Source organism: Bacteroides muris (ex Afrizal et al. 2022) (assembly GCF_004793475.1).
Classification (GTDB): domain Bacteria; phylum Bacteroidota; class Bacteroidia; order Bacteroidales; family Bacteroidaceae; genus Bacteroides; species Bacteroides muris.
The window spans coordinates 47,509-70,449 of sequence record NZ_SRYZ01000012.1; the positions used below are offsets into that span (position 1 = coordinate 47,509).

Sequence of the window (22,941 nt, forward strand, 5' to 3'; positions counted from 1 at the left end):
CCACTCGCAGCATCTTGCTCTATTCGTTATTTCTTTTATCCAAATTGCTCTTATCCCTTCTTTTTATGCTTATTAGCAAAAGACGTAGGAGTTTCGCCAAATACTTTTTTGAATGAGTTTGTAAAATAGGCCTGGCTCTCGATGCCTACTTGAATCATTATCTCACGCATGGTCATGTTCTCTTCTATAATCAGTTTCGCCGCCTTGCGCAACCGGCAGTTCAACACAAATTCCACGACCGATTTTCCTGTCAGGCTTTTCACTTTCGTATAAAGCTTGCTCCGGCTCATCATCAGTTCTTCCGCTATCAGGTTCACATCCATGTCCGACCTGTCCATGTGCCCGTCTATAAATGCCACCAGTTGCTTCAAGAACTTATTGTCTTGTTCATTGGTTGCCAGCTCACCGCTGTCCGCATAATAGTTTTTGGCATAATGCTCCTTCAGTTGCTGCCGATTTTTAAATACATTTTGTATCGAAAGCTTCAGATAAGTCAAGTCTATCGGTTTTTCAAAATAGAGGTCCGCACCGGAATCCGCTCCCTCAATCTTACTCTCCAGACTGGTCTTTGCCGTTAACAGAATCACCGGAATGTGCGAAGTATTCACATTACTTTTGATGTCATTGCATAAAGATACTCCGTCCTTGCGCGGCATCATGATATCGCTTATCACCAGATCGAACTCCAAATCTTCCATCAGTTTCAGTGCCTCGACACCGTCACCCGCCTGCATCACTTGGAATTCGTCCGACAAGGCTTCCGCAATGAGCACTCTCAAATCCGTGTTGTCCTCTACAATCAGGATTTTCCGGGCACTCGGAGGCACAGTCTCCGATTCCGGCTCCTTCGTGTCTTCCTGAGTTTCGCTTGCCTCAGGCAAGAATGCGGGGGATTCGGACATACCACCTAACTTCCGTCGGGCAAAATCCGACTCGCCGAACACACTGCTATCCATGGGAAGACAAACCACCATATCCGTCCCCTTCTCCCGTTCACTATAAATGGATACGCACCCTTTCTGCAACAACACCAGGCTTTTCACCAGCGCCAGCCCGATACCCGTTCCCAAATGCGAATCGGCATTCACGGTGTTCACCTTGTAGAATCTCTCGAACACGCTGCTGATCGACTCACCCGAAATGCCTACACCCGTGTCGCTCACCACGATGGAGAAAGCATCCTCCATGCAGTCGCCCACCTTGTAGTGCCCAGTCCACTGCGATGCAAACTTTTGGCCGCGTTTGGTCATCAACACGATATTCCCTCCGTCGCGCGTGTATTTGAAAGCATTGTTCAGCAAGTTCATCACGATTTTCTCCACCACATTCTTGTCCGCATATACCTCTGCAGGCAATGTGTCGTCACACTCTATCCTGAAACTAATTCTCCGCTCGGCAGCATAATCCATAAAATCGCCCGCAATACCTTTCACGAAACTGTTCACGTCTATCTGTTCCAATTCCAACTTCATCATCCCGTTCTCCACGGTTCGGAAGTCCATCAGTTCGTTTACCAAGTTCAACAGCCGTTGCACGTTTCCATTCAGTATACGGTAATAATACTCTTTCAGGCCCTCGCGCCTCAGTTTGTCCAAAGCGGCCATAATCAGCGACAGCGGAGTGCGGAAATCATGTGATATGTTGGTAAAGAAGCGCAACTGTGCCTGATGTATCTGTTCCTTCTTCTCCCGTTCCACATTTTCCTGATAGAGCATCATCTTCAAGCGCTTCTTCTCGGCATAGTGCCTGAAAACCACATACGCCATGCCAAGCAATGCCAATGCATAACAGAAATAGGCAGGCACGCTTAGCCAAGGAGCCCTGCGCCTCACTACCTTGATGACTGTAGGTTCACCCCACACACCATCGTTGTTTGCAGCGCATACTTCAAAGAAATAGGTTCCTGCCACCACTTTGGAGTACATCACCGTGCGCTGCCTTGCATCCACTGTAATCCAACCGTCGTTATATCCCTTCAGCCTATACCTGAACATGTTTTTCTCCGGAATCTGGTAATTATCCGCCGAAAATTCAAAACCGAAGTTCGATTCATCGTAATCCAACATGATGGTATGGAACGAGTCGCTCACGCCATACTTGGGATGGACCGGCTCATGATCCACAAAAAATTCCGATATGACTGCCCGCGGCTTGTAACGGTTATAGGATATACGTGCGGGGTCTACCACCGTAAACCCATTGGTACCTCCGAAATAGAGTTTGCCGTCCTTACCCTTCAATACAGCCAACGGATAATATACCTGCCCTTGTGTATTCTCACGTTTATCGAACTTCATCAGACGTTCACTCGCCGTATCATAACAACATAGCCCGTCGTCCGTTCCCATCCACACTTTGCCATCGCTGTAACAGATACTGTAAATGGAATATACATCCCGCTGCAGTGCATCTTTCATCGGGATGAATTCCAAGGTGTTGGTGTCGAACTTTATCAGACCGTTACCGATAGTTCCTATCCAGATATTCCCATTGTCATCCAGACAGAAAGTGAACAGCCCCAAATATTCGGAATCTCCCGGCTGCACTTTTCTTATCTCCCCGGTCAGTGTGTCAACCCGATAAAGCGCTTCGTTACTGATGGCCCACAATGTCCGTTCGCCCTGCTTCAGAATATCAAACAGATAATCGTAATTTCCCACACTGTCCAGACTGATGTGTTTGAACATCTTTTCCTTGAAAGAAAAATAAGAAATCTTCGGTGCCGGATACTGATAAGCTACCCACAGCCCCGAATCTCCTTCGAGCACCGTCTTGCGCACATCATTCACCAACAATTCTCCTGCCCCGTCGCGACCACGTTTATAATGGGCTGTTTCCCTGCGTCCACCGTCAAACACCTCAATACCGCCTCTGAACATCGAGACCCAAAGATTGCGTCCTCCGTCCATCATCAACGATTTAATATTGTTGGACACCACGTTTTGTCCGTCTGCCAGCAATCGGAACTCGCCTGTCCGCTTGTCCATCCGGTTCACGCCTCCGCCTTCGGTACCTATCCACAGATAATCTTCGTCTTCGGCAAAGGCACTGACCGGTGCATAGTTCAAGCCGCTGCTTCCGGCGAGATAGGAACGAAAAGCATTTCCTTCCTCCATATCCACGTAGCAAAGTTTTCCCGAATAAGTTCCTATCCATACATTGCCTTGCCTGTCTTCATAAATCTTCCATACGGAATTGTTAGGCAGGCTGAAAGCATCTGTTGTCGAATGTTTGTATTCCATCATTGCGCCGGTGGCAGAGTCGAAGATGTAGAGTCCTTCCATAGTACCCAGCCAGACTTTTCCTTTGCGGTCTACATAAAACTCCCTGAGTCCGTTCTCCTCACATCCGGTAAAGGCTTTGCTGTGTTCTTCTATCTCAAACGACGACAAGTCAATCTTATAGAGCCCTTCTTTATCCACATACACCCACATTTTTCCTGCCCGCGCCCGCGCAAAGCGGATGTTTCCCCCCTTACCGGGCAGCCGCATGCAAAAGCTAAAGTGATTTTCCGCTTCGTTGTATCTGTACACCTGCCTATAGACGAATGTATACACATCTTTGTTGTGCACACAAAAAGCCGGATTAACATATGTCGCTTTCTTCCCGTCATATTCGGGTATCCGGATTTCACCGGTAATAGTATCAGGCAATCCGTAGAGATTATCCCGCCTCACCCAAAGCCTATCCCTGCCATCTATCTTCAACAAAGTGACGTTCCCGAACACGCGCTCGAACTTATCCGATATCCTATCATGTCGATATAACCCGTTGTTGGTATTCACATAAAGATTACCTTTCTCATCCGAATCCATACCGATGAATATCCATCGCTTCGTCGGAGCTATTTCTGCAAAACGAGGGTAATACTTCTTATACTTGTAGCCGTCAAAACGGTATAGTTCATAGTCCATCATTACCCATACAAAACCATCCTTATCCTGCTCTATTGATTTGACCCCATCGTAATAAAAGCCGCCATCGGGCGAGAGTGTCCTGAACTTATAATTTTCTGCGGCATTTACTGCCATCCATGTACAGATAAAGAAACACAGTACAACTAAAGTTCTGTTTTTCATAATGATATTTTCCGATTAAATATAATAAGCCATTCAAATGCGGGACTAAAGGTAATAAAAATCATTGAATGCCATCCTATTTAATAAAGAACAAAAAAGCGGAAGGAATTTTCATTTGAAAATCTTTCGCTTAACAAATCATACATACGCAGACCTTTTCTCTTTTCAGATGCCTGTATCTACCGGATTTTCATCGGGAAACAACGGACTGTAAAGCACCGTACGTTTCAGTACCTGCAACTGCCCGTCCTTCACAAACTCCTCTCCGCGCTCAGCCAGATGCTTCACCATCTCGCCGCGCATCTCGCGCAACCGTGCAGCGTATTTCTTCTCTTTCGCCACATTCCTCAGCTCCTGCGGGTCCTTCGTCAGGTCGAACAGCTCTTCCTCGCCCGTATGGAAACGCCATACGTACTTGATTTTTCCATCGGTCAGCGCACACCAATAATTATCGGGGCTATAGCACGTGGAGTGCTCCAGATCTATGTACTTGCGCCACCCGTTGTTTCCGCCTTTCATCAGTGTTGCCAGCGAGCGTCCGTCCATGTCTTCAGGCACCTTGCCTCCTGCCATGTCGAGGAAAGTGGGCAGCAGGTCTCTCAGTTCTACCGGAGCCTCCACCTTAGCGCCCTTCTCGAAGCCGCACGCCGCAGGCCACTTCACGATGTAGGGCACATGCGCCGATCCCTCATAGGGATAGGTCTTGCGCCAGTGGTGATGATCGCCCAGCATATCTCCATGATCCGACACATAACAGATAAGTGCGTTGTCGTACATGCCTTTCTCTTTCAGTGTCCGAACCACCTTTCCTATCTCTTCGTCCACAAACGTCACATTGGCATAGTAGTACCTGCGCGACTCTTTGGCATACTCCTCGCCGAAATTGCCGAAAGCAGCGTCCTTCTCGGCCGTAGCCACGTCACGGGGCGAGGCATACTCCTTGTCCTTGCACCATTCGCCTACGGCAGGTGCAGGCACATCCTTTCCTTCATACTGCTCCATCAGCCTCTGCGGCGGGTCGTACGGACTGTGCGGACGTGCAAAGGAGACTTTCAGGAAGAGCGGTTCACCGCTTCCCTTGTCATAGTTTCGTATCATCTCGCATGCCATCTGTCCGGTCCATGCCGTGGGGTGAAGTTCTTCAGGCAGGCGATACAGACCACCTCCGTGCGCGTTCCATCCGATACCCGTGGCATCCGGATCTCTTCCGGGTGCCTGCATCTGGAACCACAGGCGGTAATCGCTCACGAAATCGTCACTCTCCACACGTCCGCTCTCGTCCACCAGCGTGCCGTGGAAACCGTGCAGGGCTTTCTGTGGAAACCAGTGCATCTTGCCGATGCCGAAGGTGAAATAGCCCAGCTCTTTCAGCATCGCAGGCATCTCATACCGATAGCAGCTGCCCACCCGGCCGTAGCCCAGCATACCGTGATGCCAGGGCGAGAATCCGGTGAGCAGCCCTGCGCGTGCCGGCGTGCTGCTCGGTGTGGAGGAGTAGCCGTTCATGAAGAGAGTTCCATCGTGCGCCAGTGCATCCATGTTGGGGGTAACTACTGCATGATTTCCCATGCAGTTCATGGCATCGCCCCGGTGTTGGTCGGCAACGATAAGGACGATGTGGGGCTTATCTGCCTGCACATCGGCTTGCTTTGCGTTCTCTGCCTTGTTTTGAGCAGCCGCCGTTCCGGCGGCTGTCAGGAGCAGGCTGCTCCATAAAGTGTATTTTTCCATTATACGATTACTGTTCTCTTTTCTTATTCGTAGCCCATAAATTCCATTTTCTTCCGGCAAAGAAGAATCTTTTATTTCGCATGGCAAAACTTTTACCTTGCTTTTTAACGTCAGTTCAATAGATGTCACTTGGCAGGATATATGTCTACGATATCCTTGCGATCGGTAGAGAAATTATATGGTGAAGGAACCACTTCTTCGATGGTCCTCTCTTCACCGCCCCTTGTCTGTGCGCTTTGCGCATTTCCATACATACCGGCTACTTTCTTCACCACGTCTATAGTGACTTCATCAATCGGATTGGTTTTCGTTACAAGCACACCTGTTGATGCTACATTCTGTACGTTGTTCTCTTCAATTGCATTTTCGCAGGAATACATCAGCATTCCCAATAAAAGCAGCAAAAAATAAAATCTGTTTTTCATGATATTCTTAAAGTTATTAAACTAGACAAAGCAACAATCGGAACTGACCCAAAAGCTACTACTTCAAGCCAATCCCGAATTATTATAATCTATTCAGTATAATTTGTTTGAAATTCTTCCAGTTCCTCTGCCGTCATCTTCCGATATACAACATAGGTGTAAAATTTAGTACCATCCGCATTCACTCCCATACACTCCAACAACCTCAATGTCTTATCATCCACTGATAAAATCTGCATGTATAAATCCCTTTCATTTTCGGACTTCAAAATAATCTTGTTTCGTTCTTCCAAGTAATCATAAGCATATCTATGAGATAAACGTGGTGCATCTGGCATAATAATCCGAGAAAACACCTTAACAGTTGTCATACTTTCAAAGAAAAGATGATGCGGACTTCCTCCATCCATAACTTCATAAAAATTTTCTTTTTGCCATTTGCCATCAGCCGTTATTTCATGCGTGGAAACATGTTTCCAACCATTGTTGAGTACAAGCGATTCAAATTTCTCTGTCGACAACGAACGAGCCGAAGAATCATAACACTCTCCATTCTCATCAAAATTAAACAATAGCTCATAATCACCACAAGATAAGACAAATAGTAAGAATAAAGAGAAACACAACAATTCTATAATTTTAAACCTTTTCATAATAGGAACTATAATATAAAAATTCAATTCATTTTAGCACTATAAATAACATTACATTCTATTATTTTATTGAGTAGAACATACAAGATAAATCCCTAATAAAAAACTAACCTATCCTGCACTTTTTAGTTATCGAAAGACATAATCGGGACTAACTTAGAAACTACACCTTCAAGTCAATCCCGATTTCAAAGCTATCCTAATCTAAAGTCTTTTTGACCTCATTTCTTATCTTTATCTTCTTGTCCTGTCGGCCATCCCGGATTCTGCCCAAGGTCAAGATTCTTGCTGATAACAGAAATAGGAATTGGACGCAAATAATCCTTGTTTGGGTTGAATGAACGACGTGATGTTGCATAATTCGTATTTTCGTAAACATCAATGTATTGTTTTCCATCTTCAGCTTTGAATACGAAAATAGGATTCAACCCGGCACCTTCCGTACCACCTTTCGTTATAGCACCATCATAACGTGGATCTGCAAAGTCGGAATCTTCCAGACGCATCCCCAATACACGCTCTTTCAATTTGTCACCCCATGCCCAACGCATCAAGTCCTGATAACGCAAATATTCGAAGCTCAACTCTACACGACGTTCACGACGGATTTCTACCAGCAAGGAAGAAATGCCATATCCGGCATATTTCGGATCCATCTCCGGATTCACTGTCAAATGAGGCATATTAACACGATCACGCAAAACGTTGATTGTCTTGTCAAGTACATCTTGAGTACAAGCACCCAATTCTGCTTTAGCTTCTGCATAATTCAACAAAACTTCGGCATAACGGAACAAAGGATAGTCGTGTGTTTCTTCGTTGAATCCTTTTTTATCTTGTTCACGAATGTAATATTTGATGGGATGATAACCAGTCAACGTAGGCCACCCGTTCATATTACCGATACGTGGGAAAGTACGCTTGGCATGTGCGGCATCTTCAAACAAAGCAGCAGCAGCGGCATTACCCGGAGCCAAGAATGTCTGACTCAGGCGCGGGTCACGATTAGTGAACTCCTCCTCTGGAGTATCGTTGCTGTAGTCGTGGCTCAAAGCTACCGGTCTCGCCACTCCATCGGCATCCACACAAAGGAAATCATCCACAAAATCTTTGGTTCCACCATTGCGCAAGTTCAGCGCATAGCCACAAATACGGTGACGTTTCAATCCAGATTCGTACTTTCTATAGAAAATAACCTCTTTGTTAGGATCCAAATCGTCTGTAGTAAACAGGGCCGTATAATCTTTTGCCGGATTACCTGTGTCATAAATTTCGTAACCCATACCCATCAGCTCTTCACAAGCACTTACGCACGCATTCAAGAACTCAGCCTCATCACCCAATTTATGATATTTCCGGTAAGTACCCTCATACAAACCAATACGGGCCTTCAAAGCCAAAGCAGCTCCTTTTGTCAGACGATTATCCCCCCATTTTTCAGCAGGCAAATAAGAACAAGCAGTATTAATATCATCCAAAACCTGCTTCATCACTTCTTTGCGCGAAGTACGAGGGCCATACAATTCCTCAACATCATCAGTCCCCAAAGAATGTGTAATTAAAGGTACATCGCCATAAGTCTGCACCATATACAGATAAAACCATGCACGGAAGAACAAGGCTTCACCTGCATAACGCTGTCTCACGGTTTCCGAAAGGCTTGTTGCCCGATTATAATTTTCTAAGAACACATTGATACGACGCAACAATCCCCATGACCAGCTACCATAACTTGGATTTCCTGACGGTTGATTCTCAATACCTGCCGCTACAGCAGCAGCCCATGTCTGACTACCATCCATCGTCGCAAAATTATCAGACATAGCCTCCATAGAATAAGGACCTGTTATTTTCACAGAATAAGAATCACTATGGAAACCTACCATAAATTTGTAAGTGCCATTGCTTGCCGCTTCATTATAAATACCATTTGCATAAGCTTTCAAATCTGCTTCGCTCTTCCAATACATGGCATCATTCAAGTTGTTTGTCGGCGTGCGTTCCAAGAAAGAGTCGTTACATGCAGTCATAGTCAACGCGACCATACCTACTACCATATATTTTCCTATTGTCTTTTTCATCACTAAGTTACTTTTTTAGAATGTCAGATTAACACCAAATGAATACGTTCTCATAAAAGGATAAAGCATTGAGCCTTCTCCACGGGCAGATTCCGGGTCGTAAGGACCTTTAACCTTGGTAAATTCAAACAAGTTCTCACCACTCACATAGACAGAAGCATGAGCCAAACAGATTTTGCTAATCCACTGTTTCGGTAAGTTCCAACCGAAAGTCAAGTTTTTCATTCTCATATAAGCAGCATTCTGCAAATAGCGGTCTGTTTTTACCCGGTTTCGTTTATCTGTAGAGCGTACTATCGGAAGATAGGCATTCGGATTTTCCGGTGTCCAAGAATCGGTCACATGCCATTTCTGTGCATTGTAATATTGCGTTGCTGCCGGCCAGAAAGCCTCACCTCCGGGCCAAAAATCACGTTTGCCCACACCTTGCATAAACATATTCAGATAAAAGTGCTTATAAGTCAGATTAGCAGTAACACCATATTGATAACGCGGAGTAGTGTTACCGATAATCTTCAAGTCACCATGATCATTCAGAGTACGGGCACCCGGACTGATTATTTCATCTTGCCCTTTTCCTGTTCCGGGGTTCTGGTTCTTGATTTTAATGTCACCTGCCCCCCACAGCACATTTGAGACTTGGCTCTGATTCCACCAATTAGCAGCTTCCTCATCACTTTGGAACAAGCCCTCAGTTTCATAGCCCCAAATTTCACCAATCTTATGACCTACATAATAGGTATCAATAGAGTTAGTTGGATTATTATATTTTGTTACTTCTGCCTGAGAGTCGGACAGTACAAAACCAAGTTCGTAACCGAAATTTTTTCCGATACGGTCTTTCCAATTGATAGAAAGTTCCCATCCGCGAGTCTTCAATTCTGCAGAGTTGGCAGGAGGAGCAGTCGTACCCAATACATCCGGATAAGTAGCCTTAATCAACATATCCGAAGTAGTACGCACATAATAATCATAGCTCATATTCAGACGTTGATTGAACAAGCTCATATCCAAGCCCACGTTCACTGTTTTCACTTTTTCCCAAGTCAGGTCAGCACTTACCAAGTTACCGGGATTGATAGTAGTGGCATATTCGTTTCCAAACAACCAATACTGAGAAGTTCCATTACTCATAAAAGGAATGTACGGATAATACTTTGTATTTCCACTCCAGCTTGTTGAGGTAATCATCTGGTTACCCAGTTCACCATACGTAGCACGTATTTTCAAGTTATCCAGCCAAGAGCGTGTACCCTCCATGAAAGCTTCCTCACTGATACGCCATGCGACCGAAACGGAAGGCAAGAATACGAAACGGTTATCAGACGGGAACCGGGAAGTACCGTCATAGCGACCGTTCACCTCAAACAGATAGCGGTCGTTATAAATATAGTTCACGCGGAAGAAACCTCCACGCAAAGCCCATTCATAGCCATCCTGAGCTACCGTATGTATACCGGAACCCAAGCTCAACGAAGGCAGGTTTTCATTCAAGATGTCATTACGCTGGCCACTGAAAGTGGAGTATTTGGTAAGTTCCTGATTGAAACCAATCATTGCTTTCAGATAATGCTTCTCTGCGAATGTTCTCTCATAATCCGTATAAGCATTGAAAGAGTAATAACTTGTATTGTAATTCATCATCTTGTAATAGTTCGTACTTGTATTTCCATAGGTCGTATTGAACGAACCATCAAAAAATGCAATGGGCTTGGAATGATCAGAAGCTTTTTGGTAATTCAGATTGTAGTTGAAATCAACATGTGCATTCCAACCCTTCAGGATGCTCAGGTCGGCACTTGCTGTCAGCCAAATGTCGTGCTTGTCGGATTTCTTTCTACCACCGTTCTTCAAAAGAGAATAAGCATTGTTTTCCATATACATGCCTTCAAACTTATCCAACTCGGGATAACGGGCATCTTTCTGCCAAGCCTGGATAAACTCTGTGGGTTGGCTGTAAACGACACGTGCCCATACATCTTTGTTATTGTAAGAGATAGGTTTATCTGATGTGCTGTAATTATACAACGCCTTAAAACCCAACTTCAACCACTTCGTTGTCTGATTTTCTACATTCAGACGTGTATTCAGCCGTTTAAAATTGTCGTCACCGACCTTGTACAAGCCGTCTTGGTTCAAATAACCTACTGATGTATAAAAACGAGTTTTTTCGTTACCTCCAGAGATGTTCAAGTTATGACGTTGCGTGGGAGCTACCTTTTTGACCATCAAATCTTTAAAATCCGAGTAACCATAGTAATAAAGCTGTCCGTCAATCACCTCGTATTCAGGATTATTTTTCGGGTCAGCCTCGTATGCCTTCATCTTGTCAATAGTTTCTTGCTTATACTTTGTCAGCACACTTCCGTTGATACAAGCCTGATTCATCCACTCGGCAAACTGCGATTGGCTGTCGATGAATTCCGGCATGATGGACGGTTTGGCAAAAGAGAAGTTACCGGTATAGTTCACTGTAACTTTCTCTGCTTTCTGCGGGCTCTTGGTAGTGACCAATACCACACCGAACGCAGCACGCACACCATAGATGGCTGATGCGGCGGCATCTTTCAATACAGTTACGTTCGCAATATCATTGGGGTTCACCAAATCAAGACTCATCTCCACACCATCTACCAGCACCAGCGGGCTACCACCGTTGATAGAAGTCGTACCACGCACATTGAGCGAAGCAGCTTGTCCCGGCTCACCACTTGTATTCGTAATCTGCAAGTTAGGAATGGTACCCTGCAAAGCGCTTGCAGTACTTGTGATAGGTCTTGATTCAAGCACTTTCGAGTCAATCTGGCCAACGGCACCTGTCAAGTTCACCTTCTTCTGCGAACCATAACCCACTACCACCACTTCTTCCAAAGCCTTGGCGTCCTCGCTCAACTTCACATTGAAAGTAGTCTGTCCGGCCACTTTAATCTCCTGGGTCACATATCCGATGAAAGATACCTGCAACACGGCACCTTCGGGCACGTTTGTCAGCGTAAAGTTACCATCTATATCGGTAATCACACCGTTGGTAGTTCCCTTCACCAAAACATTGGCACCCGGCACCGGACCGAAGTTGTCCGTCACCACACCTTTCACGGTCTTGCCGGTCTGCGCCACAACCTGCACAGCATCCGCATCCGAAAGGTTTTCACTACCCACGGGAGCCGCCATCACGCTTGCACCCGAAAGCGTGCAAAACGCTGCACAGAACAGCACCCTTCTTGAGAAATCAAAAGACACTTTTTTCATTTTCAATTAGATTAGTTAATAAATAATATATTATATAATGTATGTTTTTCATTTTGTCTTTTCCACTTCTAATGTTACCTTTGCCAATCATGCTTTCTCATTCACTTTCTGCAATTCACATCTTTCTTCATGTTTAAGGCAAAATTAACGTTGCAAATCTACGGCTATTATAATACGACGCTTTATCCTTTTTATCATTTCTTTTACTCAAATTCAAAAAAGCCACATAATCACCTATATACCAACATATTGAAAACACACTTAATATCAATTTCAAAGTACGATTCCCTACCGGATTCCCTTTCAATTATCAATAAAAGCCATACCTTTGCATACGCAGTCTTCACACGAATACACATTATATAATATATCATAAAAACAATTCAAATGAAAAACCGTATTCTAACCTTCGCAATCCTATTGCTTGCATGGCTTGCTACAAACAGCCAACTACGGGCGCAGCAACCGGCACCCGCCAACTCCTCCCAAGGAGACAACGAGTATCAACTCCTTATGAAAAAAATCAGACAAGACTTCGCTATCAATCCTCCGGCAAAAGAGATAGAAGAAGCGCTGAAAACCTACAATGAAGCCGACGGCTCCTTCACCGACGTGGACTATGCGAGCATACAGCGTACAAACTGGCCGCCCTTGCTGCACATAGAGCGACTGTATGATTTCGCATTCGCCTATACCACCCCCGGAAACAGCTATTACGGAAATGAAGCCCTCTTCGACAAGATAGTGAAAGGCCTGGAGTACTGGTACGAACGGAATCCGTGGTGCCACAACTGGTGGTACAACCAGATTGCCGAACCCCAACGCTTGGGTATCATGCTGATTCAGCTGCGCACCGGCAAGAAACAGATTCCCGCCGAACTGGAAACCAAGACTCTGGACCGCGTACGCAAGGACGGAGGCCATCCCGCCAAATGGACCGGAGCGAACCGCACCGACATTGCCTTGCACTGGATATATCGCGCCTGCCTCACCCAAAACGAAGAAGACCTCGCCCTGGCTCTGGACAACGTCTACAATCCCATTGTATATACCACCAAAGAGGGATTCCAGCATGACAACTCTTACTTCCAGCACGGACGGCAGCTCTACATCGGCGGCTACGGAGACGAAATCCTGAAAGGCATCACCCAAGTGGCCATGTACACCCGAGGTACCCGCTTCGCCATCCCCCAAGAGAAACTGGCACTGCTGAGCAAATTCATGCGCGAAACGTATTATGCTACCATCCGGGGCCGTCACATGCTGTTCGATGTACTGGGCCGTGGCGTGAGCCGCCCAAAAATTACCGACAAGTCGCACACTGCGCTCTTTGCCCGCCGCATGGCTCAACTGGACACTGCACACACTGACGAGTACAAGGCTATCATCGTCCGCCTCGAAGGAAAAGAGAATGCCGACTATGCCCTCAGCCCGAAACATACGCACTACTACCGTGCCGACTATACCCTGCACGTACGCCCGCACTACACCTTTGACGTACGCATGGTGTCTACCCGCACTGCACGCTGTGAATACGGCAACGGCGAGAACCTGAAGACTTACTTCATGTCCGACGGATGCACCAATATCACCACTACCGGAGACGAATATTTCAATATCTTCCCCGTATGGAACTGGACACGCATACCCGGCACCACCGCCCCGCAGCTCTCTCCCATCCCCATGGCTCCCAATGACTGGCAGATGCCCGGTACTTCCACTTTCGCCGGCGGCGTGTCGGACAGCCTTTATGGCGTATCGGCCTACGCATACAGCGACACTCTGACCGGTGTGCACACGGCTGCCCGCAAGGCCTGGTTCTTCTTCGACAATGAAGTGGTATGCCTCGGCACGGACATCCGCTCCACCGCCTCGGCCGAAGTGAATACTACCGTCAACCAATGCCTGACGGCACAAGACAAGCCGGTTCTGGTGCGTTCCGGCAAAATCGTTACGCCCCAGAAAGCATCCGCAGCCCACTACCGCTCTCCGCAGTGGGTGCTCCACAACGATGTGGCCTATCTCTTCCCGGACGGCGGGCAGATATCCGTATCCAAGCAGACACAAAGCGGCACATGGTATGATATCAACCATACCGCTCCTAAAGATAGCGTACACCAGGATGTCTTCACTTTGAACTTCGACCACGGCATGCAGCCTTCGGGAGCCACATACGCCTACATCGTGGTACCCGGCAAGCACACTGCCGATGAAGTGGAGGAATACAGGAAGCACTGCCCCGTCAGCATCGTCAGCAATACCCCCGAAATGCAGGTGGTACGCAACAAGGAATTGAAGCTGTGGGGAATGGTGTTCTACACTGCAGGCACGTTCAAGCATAAAGAGCTTCAAATAACCGTAGACCATCCTTGCACACTCCTCGTCAAAGAAGACGGCAGCTTCCACATTGCCGACCCGGGCCAGACGCAGGAAGACATCCAAGTCAGCCTCCGCCTGCCAGCGTCGAGCAAGAAGACGGCAACCTTCCGTTGCAGCTTCAAGGAGAGCGGCATTCGGGCAGGGGCTACAAAGGCGTATCGTGCCAAGTTCTGAGACAGAACGTCTGACCAAGGTCACCGCTTCGCCTGACCTTGGTCATCCTTTACCGCATCCTTCACACATTCACCTTTTCCCCAAATCGTCCTATCTATCGGTTTTCCCGGTGAAACCTCTTTTCTTCACACTGCTGCAACCTGCAGGTATTCCCGCAGTTATCATACGGATTACGTAATTATCCTTGACTACGCATCTATTCCTCTCAGCATAATAATCTATAAATCAGCATATAACCACTGCAAAAATCTGCAATTGTTTTGCAGTGGCACTGCAACCTATTTGCAGTGACGCTGCAACTATATTTGCAGTGACGCTGCAACCTATTCACAGTAATGCTGCAACCTATTCACAGTAATGCTGCAACCTGTTCACAATAATGCTGCAACCTGTTCACAGTAATGCTGCGACCTATTCACAGTGAAATCATGTATAAAAAACGAACGATAAGAAGAAGCATTCAAGGCGATGCTTCTGCATTATTGCGCATGGATATAAGGATTTTTACTACAAAAACAAGCGATAAACAGTATTTCTTAAATGAAAAAGCCGTGGTACCGGACTGAAAAAGTCCGGTACACATTCATTCAGTCACGCAAAATATTCGTATCTTCGCCAACTGATAAATAAACATCTAACAAAATCAAGAGAATGGAAACAGTAGAAAACAAGTACATCACCGTAGCCTACAAGCTATACACGATAGAAAACGGAGAAAAAGAATTCACCGAAGAAGCTCCCGCCGAACATCCCTTCCAGTTTATCTCCGGACTGGGACTGACGCTTGAGCCTTTTGAAGCGCAAATAAAAGATTTGCAAAGTGGTGACAAGTTCGATTTCATCATTCCTGCCGCCGAAGCATACGGTGAATATGATGAAGACCACGTCATCGACCTGCCCAAAGAAATTTTTGTCATCGACGGAAAATTCGACAGCGAACGCATCGTGGAAGGAGCGGTAGTCCCCTTGATGACCAATGAAGGACAACGCATAAACGGAAGCGTGGTAGAAGTGAAAGAAGATGTCGTGGTGATGGACATGAATCACCCGCTGGCAGGTTGCGACCTGAATTTTACGGGTGAAGTAGTGACAAACCGTCCTGCCACCAACGAAGAGGTATCGGAACTGATACGAATGGCAAGCGGTGGTTGCGGTTGCGGCAGCTGCGGAGGAGATTGCGGAGGCGGAGACTGCGGCGATGACTGCGGATGCGGAGGATGCCACTAATGATTCCTTAAAGACTGAATACAAACTCAAAGCCTATTTCAAACAAAACATCACCCCCTGCCTTACATTACTGTGGCAGGGGGTGATATTTTTGGAAAAATATACGCTTATTTCGTAACCATCATTTACTTGTCATGATTTCGAGCACAAGCTTGTCTGTTTCGTTCATGCCTTTGGAGCCTATCTTTGTCAGATTGCGGATACTCCGATCCACATCCTCATCAATAATACCTTCCACGGAAGTTACACAACGGTTTTCCATGGCCATGATGGCCGAAAGCACTGCGGTGGAAACCCCGGTGGTGACTTTCAATGCACAACTGGGTTTGGCACCATCACAAATCATTCCGGTAAGATTGGCAATCATATTCTGAACTGCGTATGACACCTGCTCGTATGCACCGCCCATCAGCCAAGTGATGCCACAGCTGGAACCGGTAGCAGCAACCACACAACCGCATAAGGCGGACAAACGTCCCAAACTCTGCTTGATATAAATCACTGTCAAATGGCTCAACATAAGGGCACGGACAATCTCTTCCTCCGATTTTCCGTTTTCCTCGGCATAAATCAGGACTGGCAACGTAGCGGATATACCTTGGTTACCGCTGCCGGAATTACTCATCACCGGAATCATGGCACCTGCCATACGGGCGTCGCACGCACCCGAAGTATAAGAAAGGATATGTGAAAAGACACTGTCGCCCATCACACGATGTTCGTACGTGCCACGAAGGATTTTTCCCAGGCCATGCCCGTAATTGCCCTCGAAAGAACGCTCGGCGGCGGCCTTGTTCAGACGGGCAGTTTCGAGAATAAAACGGATTTCGTCCAGCGGGGCGGTCAATGCGAAGTCATAGACTTTACGGAGAGACAAATCCAAAGTATTCCCCTCTGCTTCCGTGCTTGCGACAGCTTGCTTATTCAACAACACTTCGCTGTTGCGCGCCACATATATAAAGGTAGTATGCCCGCCGGCAATGATGGCGGTCGCCTTATCTCCTCCGGCCTCGCAACACACTTCTATATAGAGTTTCTCTTCTATATCGTTTTTTAAGGATATATGAATACGCTTTTCGTCAATAAAACGCTTTCCTGCCTCCACTGCTTCCGGCGTACTGTCTTTCAAGACTTCCAACTGATATTCGGACTTGCCTATCAAAGCGCCCAACGCCACGGCAATGGGCAGTCCAATCATTCCCGTACCCGGAATGCCTACGCCCATCGCATTCTTCAAGATATTGGCACTTAAAAGCACCGTTACTTTCTCCGGGCGCTTGTTCAATACTTCCGCAGCTTTCGCCACACATAACGCCACTGCAATAGGTTCTGTACAACCAATAGCAGGAATTACTTCACGCTTGACCAATGAGATGATTTGCTGTCGTTCTGTCTCCGTCATATCCGTCTTAATTATTTAATTATCGATACTGCAAATGTAGAAAAAAAACTAAAATAAAAAGAGACCGAACTCCTATTTTACAACAGAGTTCGGTCTCTTCAAGAAAAACACGGATGTATTATTTGAAACAGTTATCTCATTTCACAAAGTTCAATCCAAGTTCCATCTCATTTGTTTTGGCAAACACTTCCGGTGCTTGTTCCAATATAGCTTCTACAACACCTGCAAACATAGCGAAGTCCGGATTACTTGTAGCAGCTTCTTTAATGGCGGCTACAATTTCTTCATTCTCTAATAAAGACAACAGAATATCAATAAGTTTCGATCCCAACTCTTTGTCAATATAAACAGCCAGTTCATTGCCTTCTTCATTAACCGAATAGCCCAAAGGAATTCCGCTGGAAAGCATCGGAATCAATTCCATCAATTTAGGCAGCACAACCGGAAGGACAGTTTCCATATCCAGCCCCTTGGTAGTCATTTTCTGCACAGCACCTATGATGGCATCCACATTCAAGTATAAATACAGTTTCTCATTTTTCACCGCATACTGTACCATATTCAACGGAGAATTCTGGAATTTTGGTGAAACTATATCGGCCACATCAGAATAAGAAGCTACAATATTGCCATCTTCCCTGAAAGTAACGCTCTGCAACAAACAAGACAATATCTCATTCACTCCCATCTTTTTGTCTCCTACCGGTATAATACCCATGGCAGACATCAAAGTGATAAACTCACCCGGTTGAAGTTCAACAGGCTGAGCACCAGGAAAAGGGAACAGAACTACAGAGAACGGTTTCTCCGAGTTCCAAACAACATGCAACGGATTTTTCACCGCATAAGGGTCATAAGAGAAAAGATTCCATGTGTTTCCAGCCAACGCATTGTCACCGGCCAACTTTACTTCCAAGGCCAAATCCAATTTGCCTTTCTCTACAGCACCTTCATATTTCATGCTATAATTATCGGCAACATGTTCACCTGCAAAAGTATATCCACCTTCTGCCGGTTGCAAAGCCGCTGAAAACGTAACCTTAGGTTCGCCCGGTATCACGCCCGGATTTACCAGTCCGGATGCCATAGTCTCTTTAGTCAACGCAATATCAGCACCTTCCAATGTAATGTCGGCACTTTTCCCATCTGCCGTATAGAAAGTGACCTTCTTTCCCAAAAGCACTTCACCACCATAAGTAAGTTCCAGCTCCGACGATACATAAGGAGCATTTACTTCCGGAAGTGACTTAACTTCATCGTCATCATCACTACAAGCCGTAAACAAACTCATTGAACAAATCAATGCAAACAAATAAAATAAATTCTTTTTCATACTTTTAAGAATACTTGTTTAGTTAATAAAAGGCTTCCCTAGAAGCCATCAATTTCCTATTTTAAAATCAAGAGTGCAAAGTAACACCTTTTAAGGTTACAGTACAAGGTCTTTTCTAAAAAAAGGATGTTCTATTTTTAATGCTCTCCATATTTAAATGCAGCAACGGTGGTAGTATTAATCACGGCTCTTCATTTGAAGGGTTCATTCAAAAGAGTCAGAGAAATTATCGAGAATCGCTCCCTCTTCATTGTTGCTCTGCCAAAGAACGGCAATCCTGCCACAGGACATAAGTTTCCCGCCCAATAGACATTTGCAAAAAAGTTGCAAGATACATATAATAAAGTTCTTAAGTATTTGTTGTAAAAATGCCAAAGACATGTCGCAAGTTCTATCCCAAGCCTTGGGATAGACATGCCCAACCTTGGAACGCATATCCCCAACTTTGGGACACCTATCCGCAAGCTTGGTTTTCACTTCTTTATCGCATGTGCCCTCAACTCCCTTAAATGAAAGCCATGCAGTCTTAATGCAAAAAAATGCTTTTCATTCAAACGAATCCCAAAAAAAGTTGTTACCTTTATAAAGTGAAAAGTATTTTCATAAGAGAGATATTGGCGCATGAGCCTCATATATAAACCTTTAAAGCATTTGATATGTTCAACTCATTTGGAAATATTCTCCGCCTTACCAGTTTTGGGGAATCGCACGGTAAGGGTGTGGGAGGAGTTATAGACGGATTCCCTGCAGGAATAGTCATTGATATGGATTTCGTCCAGGCAGAGCTCGACCGACGCCGCCCCGGACAGTCACGTATCACTACCGCCCGGAAAGAAGGTGATAAAGTGGAGTTCCTCTCCGGCATCTTCGAAGGAAAATCCACGGGCTGCCCCATAGGATTCATCGTGTGGAACCAAAACCAGCATTCCGACGATTACAATAATCTGAAAGAAGTCTATCGCCCTTCACATGCCGACTATACTTATAAGGTGAAATACGGCATCCGTGACCACCGGGGGGGAGGACGCTCATCCGCCCGCGAAACAATCTCGCGTGTAGTGGCGGGTGCCCTGGCCAAATTGGCACTAAAACAGTTGGGCATACACATCACAGCGTACACCTCACAAGTAGGCCCCATCCGCCTTGAAGAAAACTATACCGCATACAATCTCGACCTGATAGAGACCAATCCGGTCCGCTGCCCCGACCCGGCGAAAGCGAAAGAAATGGAAGAACTCATCTTCAAGATAAAGGAAGAAGGAGATACCATCGGAGGAGTGGTGACCTGTGTCGTCAAAGGATGCCCCATCGGACTGGGACAACCCGTATTCGGCAAGCTCCATGCGGCACTCGGAGCAGCCATGCTCAGCATCAATGCAGCAAAAGCATTCGAGTATGGGGACGGTTTCAAGGGATTAAAGCAGAAAGGCTCGGAGCAGAATGATGTGTTCTACAATAACAACGGACGTATCGAGACCCGCACCAACCATTCGGGCGGCATACAAGGCGGAATCAGCAACGGACAAGACATCTATTTCCGCGTAGCCTTCAAACCCGTGGCAACCGTACTGATGGAACAACACACCGTGAACATTGACGGTGTAGACACCACCCTGAAAGCCCGCGGACGCCATGACCCGTGCGTGTTGCCACGCGCAGTACCCATCGTGGAAGCAATGACAGCAATGACATTGCTGGATTATTACCTGATTGACAGAACAACACAACTATAATATTCACCCATGGAAATAAAGAAATACATCACCGAGAACGAGCCTAAGATGCTGGAAGACTTGTTCAGCCTCATCCGTATTCCAAGCATCAGTGCCAAACCCGAACATCACGACGACATGCTTGCCTGCGCCGAACGTTGGGCACAGTTGTTGCTCGAAGCCGGAGCGGACGAAGCCCTCGTAATGCCCTCCAAAGGCAACCCGATTGTTTTCGGACAGAAAATCGTAGACCCGAACGCCAAGACCGTATTGGTATATGCACACTACGACGTGATGCCTGCCGAACCTCTGGAACTTTGGAACAGCAAACCGTTTGAACCCGAAATACGCGACGGACACATCTGGGCGCGTGGTGCAGATGATGACAAAGGGCAGTCTTTCATACAAGTGAAAGCGTTTGAATACCTCGTACGCAACGGACTGCTGCAAACCAACGTAAAATTCATCTTCGAAGGAGAAGAAGAAATCGGTTCACCCAGCTTGGAAAGCTTTTGCCAGGAGCACAAAGAGTTGCTGAAAGCAGACGTCATTCTGGTTTCGGACACCAGCATGCTTGGCGCCGACCTGCCTTCACTGACTACCGGGCTTCGCGGACTGGCCTATTGGGAAATAGAGGTGACCGGCCCCAACCGCGACCTGCACAGCGGTCACTTCGGCGGTGCCGTTGCCAACCCCATCAATGTGCTTTGCCAGATAATCAGCCAAGTGACGGATGCAGAGGGACGTATCACCGTACCGGGCTTTTACGACGATGTGGAAGAAGTTCCCCAAGCCGAGCGCGACATGATAGCCCGCATTCCTTTCGACGAAGAGAAATACAAAAAGGCCATCAATGTAAAAGCACTTTTCGGAGAGAAAGGCTACAGTACGCTGGAACGCAACAGTTGCCGCCCTTCTTTCGATGTATGCGGCATCTGGGGCGGATATACGGGTGAAGGGTCCAAGACAGTGCTCCCATCCAAGGCATATGCCAAGGTGTCCTGCCGATTGGTTCCCCACCAAGACCACCATAAAATATCCAAACTGTTTGCCGACTACATCTTAGACATAGCACCGGATTCGGTGCAGGTGAAAGTCACTCCGATGCACGGAGGACAAGGATACGTATGTCCCATCACCCTGCCCGCCTACCAAGCCGCCGAAAAAGGTTTTAAAAAAGCCTTCGGAAAGAAACCGCTGGCAGTGCGCCGGGGTGGAAGTATTCCCATTATCTCCACCTTCGAACAAGTGCTGGGTATCAAAACCGTTTTGATGGGCTTCGGATTGGAATCGAATGCCATCCACTCACCTAATGAGAATATACCGTTGGACATCTTCCGTAAAGGAATAGAAGCCGTTGTCGAATTCTACCTCAATTACAAATAAAATAAGAAAATCAGGATGAAAGACTTCCAAATTCAGGCTATCGGACTGATGTCCGGTACCTCCCTTGACGGGCTGGACGTATGTTGCTGCACTTTCCGGCGGCAAGCCGGAAAATGGTCTTTCCATATAGACTGTGCGAAAGGCTATAGCTATCCCGACGCCATGAAGCAGATATTGGGTACCGGTGCACAGACAATGAGTGCTTTGGAGTTCATCACTTTCCACAGCTCCTATGGAAAGTTTCTCGGTGAACGTGTCAACGAGTTCATGCAGGAATTTGGAGTCCGCCCCGATGTTATAGCCTCCCACGGACATACTATCTTCCATGAGCCACATAAGAGAGTCATGTACCAGATAGGCGACGGAGCCGCCATTGCCGCCGAAACCCGTATACCTACCGTTTCGGATTTCCGGCGACTGGACATCATGCTGGGTGGGCAGGGTGCTCCACTCGTACCCATTGGCGACCGGTTGCTTTTTGCCGACTATAACTTTTGTTTGAATATCGGCGGCTTCTCCAACATTTCATTCGAGCAAGACGGACGGCGTATCGCTTTCGATATCAGCCCGGTGAATTACGTCATCAACCATTACTGCCGGCAAATAGGATTGGAGTTTGACCGCGACGGCAAGATAGCGCGGCAAGGAAACATCTGCCAGGAACTGCTGGACGAACTGAACGGAATGGACTTCTACCATCAGTCCGGACCGAAATCTTTGGGACGAGAGTGGGTGGAAACGCTGGTATATCCCATGCTCGAGCGTTATGGCCTGAGTTTGGAAGACATGCTTCGCACGTTCTATGAACATGCAGCCTGGCAAATATCGCGCGTCATCAGCATCCATCCGCTTCCCGGTGGCAACTGCAAACTGCTGATTACCGGTGGAGGGGCTTTCAATAAATTCCTGATAGAACGGATAGGAGCACTCTGCCCGTGCGAAATAGTCATTCCCGACCGACAAATCATAGAGTACAAGGAAGCCCTAATCTTCGCTTTCCTGGGTGCCCTCTATATAGCGGACGAACCCGGATGCCTCGCCTCGGTGACGGGAGCTACGACAGATAATATCGGGGGAATGCTGTTTAAAATATAGTCCATTTTACCATTA

The 22,941-nt window shown here is 46.7% G+C and carries 13 protein-coding genes; 5 read left to right on the forward strand and 8 right to left on the reverse strand.

Going from position 1 to position 22,941, the window contains the following annotated elements; all coding sequences use genetic code 11:
- Positions 1 to 50: 50 nt before the first annotated feature.
- From E5355_RS07515 to E5355_RS07540, 6 genes are all read right to left on the reverse strand, one after another.
- A complete protein-coding gene (locus E5355_RS07515) occupies positions 51 to 4,079 on the reverse strand; it encodes a hybrid sensor histidine kinase/response regulator transcription factor (protein ID WP_136009832.1) in 4,029 nt (1,342 codons plus the stop codon).
- A 165-nt stretch (positions 4,080 to 4,244) separates the two neighbouring features.
- A complete protein-coding gene (locus tag E5355_RS07520) occupies positions 4,245 to 5,810 on the reverse strand; it encodes an arylsulfatase (RefSeq protein WP_136009833.1) in 1,566 nt (521 codons plus the stop codon).
- A 125-nt stretch (positions 5,811 to 5,935) separates the two neighbouring features.
- A complete protein-coding gene (locus E5355_RS07525; protein ID WP_136009834.1) occupies positions 5,936 to 6,235 on the reverse strand; it encodes a hypothetical protein in 300 nt (99 codons plus the stop codon).
- 89 nt (positions 6,236 to 6,324) lie between these two features.
- Positions 6,325 to 6,888 carry a hypothetical protein gene (locus tag E5355_RS07530; protein WP_136009835.1) on the reverse strand — a complete coding sequence of 188 codons (564 nt, stop codon included), beginning with the start codon at positions 6,886 to 6,888 and terminating at the stop codon, positions 6,325 to 6,327.
- A 221-nt stretch (positions 6,889 to 7,109) separates the two neighbouring features.
- Entirely contained in the window at positions 7,110 to 8,969 is a 1,860-nt protein-coding gene (locus tag E5355_RS07535; RefSeq protein ID WP_136009836.1) for a RagB/SusD family nutrient uptake outer membrane protein, read from the reverse strand.
- A gap of 15 nt (positions 8,970 to 8,984) precedes the next feature.
- The gene (locus tag E5355_RS07540) at positions 8,985 to 12,218 is read right to left on the reverse strand and encodes a SusC/RagA family TonB-linked outer membrane protein (protein ID WP_136009837.1); all 3,234 of its coding nucleotides are present in this window, start codon (positions 12,216 to 12,218) and stop codon (positions 8,985 to 8,987) included.
- 387 nt (positions 12,219 to 12,605) lie between these two features.
- Between E5355_RS07540 and E5355_RS07545 the strand changes: the two genes are divergently transcribed.
- Both E5355_RS07545 and E5355_RS07550 read left to right on the forward strand, forming a co-directional pair.
- On the forward strand, positions 12,606 to 14,771 hold the full coding sequence (locus tag E5355_RS07545) for a polysaccharide lyase 8 family protein (protein WP_136009838.1): 2,166 nt from the start codon (positions 12,606 to 12,608) through the stop codon (positions 14,769 to 14,771).
- Positions 14,772 to 15,422: 651 nt separating this feature from the next.
- Positions 15,423 to 15,998 carry an FKBP-type peptidyl-prolyl cis-trans isomerase gene (locus E5355_RS07550; protein ID WP_136009839.1) on the forward strand — a complete coding sequence of 192 codons (576 nt, stop codon included), beginning with the start codon at positions 15,423 to 15,425 and terminating at the stop codon, positions 15,996 to 15,998.
- A gap of 121 nt (positions 15,999 to 16,119) precedes the next feature.
- Here the strand turns inward: E5355_RS07550 and E5355_RS07555 are convergent, their stop codons facing one another.
- A complete protein-coding gene (locus tag E5355_RS07555; protein ID WP_136009840.1) occupies positions 16,120 to 17,400 on the reverse strand; it encodes a serine dehydratase subunit alpha family protein in 1,281 nt (426 codons plus the stop codon).
- A 136-nt stretch (positions 17,401 to 17,536) separates the two neighbouring features.
- The gene (locus tag E5355_RS07560) at positions 17,537 to 18,733 is read right to left on the reverse strand and encodes a DUF4925 domain-containing protein (RefSeq protein ID WP_136009841.1); all 1,197 of its coding nucleotides are present in this window, start codon (positions 18,731 to 18,733) and stop codon (positions 17,537 to 17,539) included.
- Positions 18,734 to 19,389: 656 nt separating this feature from the next.
- Between E5355_RS07560 and aroC the strand changes: the two genes are divergently transcribed.
- Genes aroC through E5355_RS07575 form a run of 3 tightly spaced genes read left to right on the forward strand, consistent with a single transcriptional unit; the run spans position 19,390 to position 22,926 of the window.
- On the forward strand, positions 19,390 to 20,466 hold the full coding sequence (aroC, locus tag E5355_RS07565) for a chorismate synthase (protein WP_136009842.1): 1,077 nt from the start codon (positions 19,390 to 19,392) through the stop codon (positions 20,464 to 20,466).
- 9 nt (positions 20,467 to 20,475) lie between these two features.
- The gene (locus tag E5355_RS07570) at positions 20,476 to 21,831 is read left to right on the forward strand and encodes a dipeptidase (protein WP_136009843.1); all 1,356 of its coding nucleotides are present in this window, start codon (positions 20,476 to 20,478) and stop codon (positions 21,829 to 21,831) included.
- A 15-nt stretch (positions 21,832 to 21,846) separates the two neighbouring features.
- Complete coding sequence (locus E5355_RS07575; RefSeq protein ID WP_136009844.1) at positions 21,847 to 22,926, forward strand: anhydro-N-acetylmuramic acid kinase; 1,080 nt, start codon at positions 21,847 to 21,849, stop codon at positions 22,924 to 22,926.
- Positions 22,927 to 22,941 lie beyond the last annotated feature (15 nt).

Excerpts from the sequence above, each read along its gene's own strand:
- E5355_RS07530 (WP_136009835.1), bottom strand. The coding sequence starts at position 6,888 with ATGAAAAGGTTTAAAATTATAGAATTGTTGTGTTTCTCTTTATTCTTA.
- E5355_RS07535 (WP_136009836.1), bottom strand. The coding sequence starts at position 8,969 with ATGAAAAAGACAATAGGAAAATATATGGTAGTAGGTATGGTCGCGTTG.
- E5355_RS07545 (WP_136009838.1), top strand. The coding sequence starts at position 12,606 with ATGAAAAACCGTATTCTAACCTTCGCAATCCTATTGCTTGCATGGCTT.
- E5355_RS07555 (WP_136009840.1), bottom strand. The coding sequence starts at position 17,400 with ATGACGGAGACAGAACGACAGCAAATCATCTCATTGGTCAAGCGTGAA.
- E5355_RS07515 (WP_136009832.1), bottom strand. The coding sequence starts at position 4,079 with ATGAAAAACAGAACTTTAGTTGTACTGTGTTTCTTTATCTGTACATGG.
- E5355_RS07570 (WP_136009843.1), top strand. The coding sequence starts at position 20,476 with ATGGAAATAAAGAAATACATCACCGAGAACGAGCCTAAGATGCTGGAA.
- E5355_RS07575 (WP_136009844.1), top strand. The coding sequence starts at position 21,847 with ATGAAAGACTTCCAAATTCAGGCTATCGGACTGATGTCCGGTACCTCC.
- E5355_RS07550 (WP_136009839.1), top strand. The coding sequence starts at position 15,423 with ATGGAAACAGTAGAAAACAAGTACATCACCGTAGCCTACAAGCTATAC.
- aroC (WP_136009842.1), top strand. The coding sequence starts at position 19,390 with ATGTTCAACTCATTTGGAAATATTCTCCGCCTTACCAGTTTTGGGGAA.
- E5355_RS07560 (WP_136009841.1), bottom strand. The coding sequence starts at position 18,733 with ATGAAAAAGAATTTATTTTATTTGTTTGCATTGATTTGTTCAATGAGT.
- E5355_RS07540 (WP_136009837.1), bottom strand. The coding sequence starts at position 12,218 with ATGAAAAAAGTGTCTTTTGATTTCTCAAGAAGGGTGCTGTTCTGTGCA.
- E5355_RS07525 (WP_136009834.1), bottom strand. The coding sequence starts at position 6,235 with ATGAAAAACAGATTTTATTTTTTGCTGCTTTTATTGGGAATGCTGATG.
- E5355_RS07520 (WP_136009833.1), bottom strand. The coding sequence starts at position 5,810 with ATGGAAAAATACACTTTATGGAGCAGCCTGCTCCTGACAGCCGCCGGA.